A 7,450-nucleotide genomic window follows, 5' to 3' on the forward strand; every position below is an offset into this window, starting at 1 on the left:
AGTATGCATTTCCCCACATGCAAAAATCTGGTGGCTCGATAATCATCACTTCTTCTGTAGCAGGTCTCAAAGGAACAGCACAGATGATGGCATACACGACAAGTAAGCATGCCATAATCGGAAGTATGAGGGTTGCTGCGCTCGAGGGTGCGCCATTTAAAATCAGAGTCAATACCGTCCATCCCGGACCGGTGGACAACAGGATGATGCGGTCTTTGGAAGAAGGATTTGCTCCGGGTGCAGGTAGTGAAGTCAAAAAAGGCTTTGAAAGTCAAATCCCTTTGGGTAGGTACGCTACCAACGAAGACATTGCTGCCATGGTCATTTTTTTGGCTTCTGATAAAAGTAAGTATATCACAGGATCCACTTATGTGGTTGATGGAGGATTTGTAATTTAGTTTCATAGGGTTAAAAAGGTGAAAAAGGCTGAGGTAATTCTTCAGCCTTTTTTTTTGTGACAGATGTCACTAAATTGCTTCTGTGACAAAGATATTTTCGACCAAATTTTGACTATGGAATTAGAAGATTTAAAACAAAAATTACCCAACATAACTGACCCTGCACTTTTGAAGGCACTTCTTGAAAGTGGAAAAGAACTTGTTTTTCAGCCTGGAAAAGTGATTACTGAGCCGGGACAGTTTGTTAAAATGGTCCCGATTGTATTGGAGGGTTCTATCAAAATCATGAGGATGGATGAGGATGGCAAAGAATTGTTTTTGTATTATCTGGAACCGGGGGAAACTTGTGCGCTGTCACTTACTTGCTGTACTTCCTCACGGCCAAGCGAAATAAAAGCAGTCACTGAAGAGAGAACGGTGATTTTGGCTGTCCCGGTAGAAAAGCACGAAGAGTGGTCAGACCATTTCAAACAATGGAAAGATTTTGTAGCAATGACTTATCAGTCAAGGTTCCATGAAATGTTGGTTGCACTTGACGCAGTGGCTTTCAAAAGAATGGATGAGAGGCTCATGAGGTATATTCTGACCAAAATGAAACAGCACAAATCCAATGAACTGCACACCACACACCAAGAAATAGCCAATGAATTGGGGACTTCACGAGAAGTAATCTCAAGATTGTTAAAGCAGCTGGAGAAGAAAAAATGGATCGAACTAGGCAGAAATATTATCTATGTCCGGGATGATTTTGAAGAATTGATAAGTTGATTTGAAATAAACAAAAAAACCGGGATGCCCCGGTTTTTTTGTTTAAGTGATGCTAGGTGTGATTTTGTATTTCTTTTTGAGGTCGATGACCAGCCCGGTATTGAAATCAAATACCCAGGCATAAAGCTTCAATTTGATCCCTGATTCTATCGCCTGCCTATAGATTGAAGTCTGTTTGATATTTTCTATCTGTTCCAAGACATTCAATTCAACAAGCCTATTCAGTCTCTCATTTTCATCCACTACGCTGTTCAATTCCGCTTTGTGGTGCCTGATTACGTCTTTGATGTTGGCAAGCCAATTGTCAATCAATCCATTTGCATTGTTTTCATAGGCGGCTTTGACGCCTCCGCAGCCATAGTGTCCGTATACAATGATATCTTTTACGCCTAGATTTTCAACTGCAAACTGCATGACAGAAAGAAAATTCAGATCGGTATGGGATACGACATTTGCAATATTTCGGTGGATGAAAAGCTCCCCAAGTTCAGAACCCAAAACCATGGAAGGTGACACCCTACTATCTGAACAACCTAAAAGCAGGGCTTTAGGATGTTGCCCCTCCTTCAGGTCATCAAAATATTCTTTGTCATTAGATAATACAGAGTTGACCCAGTTTTTATTATTTTCCAGGTATTGATTGATATCAGTCGAGCACATTACTATTTATTGGTTTGAGTAGCGTAAGAGGAATATTTATCAAGTGTTTCCCCTGTAATGACTTGGTCATATGCGGACAGGGCAGTATTGTCGTCCAAGAAAATATGGTCTGAACCTACACTTTCTAACAATGCCCATCTGTTTAAGACATCCCTCACAGGCCCTTTAATGCTTGTCATAGAAATGTCCATGCCTGATTTTCTCCAGGTATTGATCCATTCGTTAAGTTCATGCGCTCCGGTGCTGTCTATATTAGAGACGCTTTCCATATTGAAAACCAACATTTTCGCTTTTTTTCCTTTTTCAGAAATCCAATGGTCCAATTTGTCTTTGATAAATTCCACATTGGCAAAATAAATAGGTCCATCAATCCTGACCATCAGCAAATCATCTCTTACCTCCAGGTTATTGAATCTTGAGATATTCCTGAAAGTGTTTGTGCCGGGTACCCTTCCGAGTTGGGCAATATGGGGTCTTGACGCCCTGTATATGATAATCAACAACGATAGGACCATTCCTGAGATAATTCCCGTTTCAATCCCCAATGTCAATGTAATGACAAAAGTGGCGATCAACATGGAAAAGTCTGCCTTGTCTTTACGCCATAAGTTGACTGGTTCTTTGAAATCTATCAGTCCTGATACTGCCACCAAAACTACAGCTGCAAGGATCGCACTAGGAAGATTGTAGAATAATCCTGTGAAGAAAAGCAAGGTAAGCACAATCAAAATCGCACTGAAGACTGATGCCAATATTGTTTTGGCTCCGGCTTCATTATTGACAGCAGTTCTGGAAAATCCTCCTGTCACAGGATAACCCTGAAAAAACGCTGCCCCAAAATTCGCCATTCCCAATGCGGTCAATTCCTGATTGGCATCAAGCCTGTAGTTTTTATGTTTTGCCTGTATGGTTTTTGCTACTGCAAAACTTTCGGCAAATCCTACCAATGAGATGGTCAAGGCTATTGGAAACAAGGTTTTCCATGTATCCAAATCAAAAGAAGGAGCGGAAAAAGAAGGTAAGCCACTTGGAACATCGCCCACTATTTTGACGCCTTGGCTAGTCAGGTCAAAACCCGATACCAAAGCAATACCAACAATCACGGCGACCAAAGGTGCAGGAAAACTTTTGTGTATTTTTTTTCCGAATTTGATAATGATAATCCCTGCCATTCCTATTCCAAAAGTAATCCAATGGATATCACCGATATTTTGGAAAATAGCTACAATCATATCTTGAATGTGTTCTGCATTTGGAAGATTGATTCTAAACAAATGCTTAATCTGGCTCAAACCGATGATAATGGCAGCCGCAGAGGTGAATCCGCTGATGACGGGGTGGGAGAGGAAGTTAACAACAAAACCCAATTTGAATATCCCCATCCCGAATTGTATCAAACCGACCAAAAAAGCCAATGAAATGGCATAAAGAAGGTATTGTTCGGGAGACGATGCGTTCAAAGTTGCTATCCCTGCCGCAGTCAAGAGAGAAACCATGGCTACAGGTCCTACAGCCAATTGCCTGGAGGTACCAAAAATGGCATATAAAATCAAAGGAACTGTCACCGCATACAGACCATGGATAGGTTCCAGGCCGGCAAGCATGGCATAGGCCATCCCTTGTGGGATGAGCATGATACCTACCGTCAACCCGGCTGATAAATCCCCCTGAAGGTCAGTTTTTTTATAGTTGGGCAACCAATCCAAAATAGGTAAATACCCTTTTAAGCTCTGTAGGAAATTATTTTTCATAGCTGAATTTCTATTCTCAAGTTAGTAAAATTCAGGGACATGTTTATTTGACCCTAAATTCATCAACAAAATTCATCAAAAATGGACTTGTATTTTGTGATGATTGTTACGCAATAAAAAAAGCCACCCCAAAGGGATGGCTTTATGCATATGAAATGTGTGGTCGTTTAATTCAAGAATTCGTCAAATGTAATAGAAACAAAGTACATGGATCCAACGGTTGGATTTCCCCAAGCTTGTCTATAGCCACTGTTAAATAAGTTTGAACCACCTACTTTGACAATAGATTTGATGGATTTTACTTTGTAGCTGACTTGGGCATCAAAGATGCTGAAAGCAGGCATCACAGACAATCCCTGAGTGGAAACGATAGGTCCCACAAAAGAAGACTGCCATACAAACTCATCCTGCCATCTCCAAGAGATACCAAAACCGAGGTTTTTGACTACTTCTCTATTGGCGAAATTGAAAACAGTTCTGTACTCAGGAGTGTTGAATGAAGGCTGGAAGCCATCCAAGTCATCAATGTTGTCTAACTTATTGAAGGAAACGTTACCTCCGATAGTATATCCTTTAGGCAACTGGTAATCCAATCCCAAAGCCCATCCATATGACTTGATGATTTCTTGCCTGTTGACAGGCATGGAGTATACATTTCTGGTATTGGCACTTAATAAATTCAAACCCAAAGCTGAAGCAGGGTTTTGGGGGTTGGGATTTCTGTCCTGCACCAACACCTGTCCTCCTATAAAGTTTTCAAATCTGTTGAAGTAATAATACCCATCGATCAGTAGTTTATTGTTAGCCACCAAAGACTTGTATCCAAATTCATAGGATTTAACGATTTCAGGTTTGAATGTGGTAGCCTGGAATTCTACTTTCTTGTCTTGGTTTGCTTGTGCAGCGCGAACAGGAAGCAATTGTGAGAAAATAGCTAAAACTGCAGGGTCATTAGGCGGTGTTCCTGGAGGGAATTGAGCTAAAATCTCACCTAATACTGCAGCTTGGTTCGCAGGAGTTGCAGCCCACTGTTGGATTGCCCCACCAAATTGCGTCACAGTTGCCAAAGAATATACAGGATTTGTATCGAAATTATACCTTTCTCTAAACAATGGAAGTCCTCCAATCAATCTAGCCTGAGGAGTCACCAAATCAATGAATTGATCCTGAGTTGTAGGCAACCTGAATCCAGTCTGGTAAGAAGCCCTGAAGTTGTGTTGTCCTGCTGAGTATACGGCTGAAACCCTTGGAGACCACTGGCCTTCAAAATTTTCGTTTTTGTCATATCGGATTGAAGCTGTCAGTTTCAAATGGTCATTGATCATGCTTTTAGAACCCTGAGCATATCCTCCGTATTCTTGAATTGTAAACTCATTTCCATCATCATCCGTTGCAAACAAGGTTTTTTCAGAATTCAATTGATAGGTTCTGAAATTAGCTCCAACAATAAAGTCCGCAAACTTGATATTTTTGAAGCTGTAGGAACCTTCATAGTGGTACAAGTTTGTTTTATCAACAAATCTTGCCCCTACTCCATTCTGGTCCCCCGGAATAGGTCTGGAGGTTACATCAGCCAATGCTTGGTTAAATTCAGGGGATCCGGGAAGATAGCGGCCTGTATCGGCAGCACCCCTAGCAGCTGCATGGGCAGCCTCCGGAGTAGCGCCTTGACTTATGGCACCTACGTAGGTGCCTACATATTGACCAAACCATGTTGTGCTAGGCTTCCATGCTTCATTGATACCTTGGGCAGCTATACCCACGGCATAGGCATCACCTGAGCGCTCCTGAGTGGTGTAGGCTCTTACAAACCAGTTCGAACCTCTTAATTCTGCTTTATACTGACCCAATGAAAAATTGGCAATTGAATACCTGTCAGCACCTGTATATACTGTGGTACCCATTCCTTGGTTTCCTTGGAAGATTGCTTCCACCTTATCTGAGATCCTCCAGTGCAATGCTGCATTCAATTTCAGCGACCTGGTATTATAGTCTGCAACATCTCTTTCAAGATATCCTGTCCTGGATACGAAGGTGTTTTGAGGAATCAAGCCAAGAGCAGCCGCCGGTAACAATCCTGCGGCCACCAAAGATTGGCCGACACTTTGCATGCTGACATTGGTTTCGTCACCGTAGATGTTGACACCATTAAAACCGGGGTTATTGGTTCTGGTACCACTCTCAATTGTAGAACCATTTAAAAGCGACTGGTCTCTGAAATCATTTGCCTGCCAATCATCAGCAGAAAGGTAGCTCACATTTACTTTAATGGCTACTTTGTCACTGAGTGCAGTGGCATATCTAGCAGAAAAATCATAGAACCCTGTAGATGGGCTGGTTCGAGAGCCTTCGCTCATCAACCCACCTTTCATTTGAACTGAAAGTCCTTGGTATTGAAAAGGATTTTTACTGTTTAGCAGTAAGATGCCGTTAATGGCATTTGGTCCATAGAGGGCCGAAGCTGCTCCTGGAAGCAATTCAAGGCTTTCAAGATCCAATTCGGAAATGCCGGCTATGTTACCTACAGAGAAATTTAATCCCGGTGCCTGATTATCCATACCATCAATCATCTGTACAGTACGAACGTTCCCGTTGGAATTAAATCCTCTAGTATTGAAAGATTTGAAAGTGAGTGATTGGGTACTCATTTCAACTCCCTTTAAATTATTCAATCCATCATAAAAATTGGCTTGTGGGGCCTCTCTGATAGAAATGATGTCCATTCTCTCTACTGTGACGGGGGAGCGGAGTACATTTTCTTCTACCCTAGAAGCAGAAACTACAACTTCTTGACCTAAGATGGAAGATTCAGAAAGGCTGATTTCTAGGCCCGTTACATTGTCCTGTGTAATTTCAATTTCTTGGCTTGAAAAACCCACCATCGAAAAAATCAATGTAAGGGGAGGTGCTTGGTTTACCCTTAGGGTGAAGTTCCCATCAAGATCTGAGATGGTTCCGACTACTTTTCCTTTGACCACTATGTTGACTCCAACAAGGGTTTCTTTTGTTCCTTCTTCAAATACTTTCCCCGAAATAGTTGTCGTCTGGGCGTAGACTTCGGTAGTAGCGAAGGAGACAATCATGAGCAGCAATAACAGAATTTGCCACCTGTTTTTAGTAAATTTTTGCATAAGGTAATTTGGGTTTTTTTATTGCTTGGATGTTGGCTATATTTTTTGCATTGAATTTAGAAACAAATAACAATTATAAATGTAATTAACCCGAATTTTTTTTAATTAAAAATCAATGAAATTGAAAATAATATCAAAAAAGGAGGAATTTTATCTCAAAAAATGCAAGGGAAATATTTTGAGTTGGTAAAAATCAATTTTTTTTCAGCCAGACGGATAAAAGGTGATTATATTATTTAAGCGGAATAACTAAAAAAAACCTGTCAATTGACAGGTTTGGGAATTACTTTAATGATTTTTTATTCTCTTCATTGACATGGGTGACAAGCCTGTCGCATAAGGCTTTTATCTCCTCAGATATATATTCATCTCCTGTACTGTTCAGGATAGTCTGTCCCATTCCCCCAAGGATATCGATGTAGAATCTTTTCATTTCCACTACGGACATGTCTTCTGTCCACAGGTCAATTCTCAAAGTGCTTTGGTTGAGGTTGTCCCAAACATTCAAGCTGATACTTTTGGTGGTTTCGAATCCATCTTCTTCTTTATCGGATGCATCCCACTGGATTGATTTTGGGAGGTTTTTCTCGTCAAGATTTATGGAAAATTTTATTTCTGAATTTTTCATCGTGGTTTGATAATTTCAATGCAAAACTAGCAAAGGCCTTTGCAAGTTCCTGTTTACTCATTTAAATTTTCTGTCTAGCCAATTTTTTTCAAACTCGGAGTGTCCATTTTTATA

Annotated in this window: 6 protein-coding genes; 2 read left to right on the forward strand and 4 right to left on the reverse strand. The window is 40.8% G+C overall.

Annotation, left to right across the window (positions count from 1 at the left end):
• Both ACZFYI_RS12535 and ACZFYI_RS12540 read left to right on the forward strand, forming a co-directional pair.
• A partial coding sequence (locus tag ACZFYI_RS12535; protein ID WP_462524473.1) for an SDR family NAD(P)-dependent oxidoreductase occupies nucleotides 1-398 on the forward strand: 398 nt, incomplete at its 5' end.
• A 114-nt stretch (nucleotides 399-512) separates the two neighbouring features.
• On the forward strand, nucleotides 513-1,166 hold the full coding sequence (locus tag ACZFYI_RS12540) for a Crp/Fnr family transcriptional regulator (protein ID WP_462524474.1): 654 nt from the start codon (nucleotides 513-515) through the stop codon (nucleotides 1,164-1,166).
• Between the two features lie 42 nt (nucleotides 1,167-1,208).
• Here the strand turns inward: ACZFYI_RS12540 and ACZFYI_RS12545 are convergent, their stop codons facing one another.
• From ACZFYI_RS12545 to gldC, 4 genes are all read right to left on the reverse strand, one after another.
• Nucleotides 1,209-1,826 (reverse strand): carbonic anhydrase, encoded by a 618-nt coding sequence (locus tag ACZFYI_RS12545; RefSeq protein ID WP_462524475.1) that lies wholly within the window; start codon nucleotides 1,824-1,826, stop codon nucleotides 1,209-1,211.
• Between the two features lie 2 nt (nucleotides 1,827-1,828).
• Nucleotides 1,829-3,577, reverse strand: coding sequence for a SulP family inorganic anion transporter (locus ACZFYI_RS12550; RefSeq protein ID WP_462524476.1), 1,749 nt, complete (start codon nucleotides 3,575-3,577; stop codon nucleotides 1,829-1,831).
• 167 nt (nucleotides 3,578-3,744) lie between these two features.
• On the reverse strand, nucleotides 3,745-6,708 hold the full coding sequence (locus ACZFYI_RS12555) for a carboxypeptidase-like regulatory domain-containing protein (protein ID WP_462524477.1): 2,964 nt from the start codon (nucleotides 6,706-6,708) through the stop codon (nucleotides 3,745-3,747).
• A 283-nt stretch (nucleotides 6,709-6,991) separates the two neighbouring features.
• Nucleotides 6,992-7,336 carry a gliding motility protein GldC gene (gene gldC / locus ACZFYI_RS12560; RefSeq protein ID WP_462524478.1) on the reverse strand — a complete coding sequence of 115 codons (345 nt, stop codon included), beginning with the start codon at nucleotides 7,334-7,336 and terminating at the stop codon, nucleotides 6,992-6,994.
• Nucleotides 7,337-7,450 lie beyond the last annotated feature (114 nt).

The organism is Aquiflexum sp. (assembly GCF_977115555.1).

Coding starts and splice junctions, on each gene's coding strand:
- ACZFYI_RS12540 (WP_462524474.1), top strand. CDS start 513: ATGGAATTAGAAGATTTAAAACAAAAATTACCCAACATAACTGACCCT.
- ACZFYI_RS12545 (WP_462524475.1), bottom strand. CDS start 1,826: ATGTGCTCGACTGATATCAATCAATACCTGGAAAATAATAAAAACTGG.
- ACZFYI_RS12550 (WP_462524476.1), bottom strand. CDS start 3,577: ATGAAAAATAATTTCCTACAGAGCTTAAAAGGGTATTTACCTATTTTG.
- ACZFYI_RS12555 (WP_462524477.1), bottom strand. CDS start 6,708: ATGCAAAAATTTACTAAAAACAGGTGGCAAATTCTGTTATTGCTGCTC.
- gldC (WP_462524478.1), bottom strand. CDS start 7,336: ATGAAAAATTCAGAAATAAAATTTTCCATAAATCTTGACGAGAAAAAC.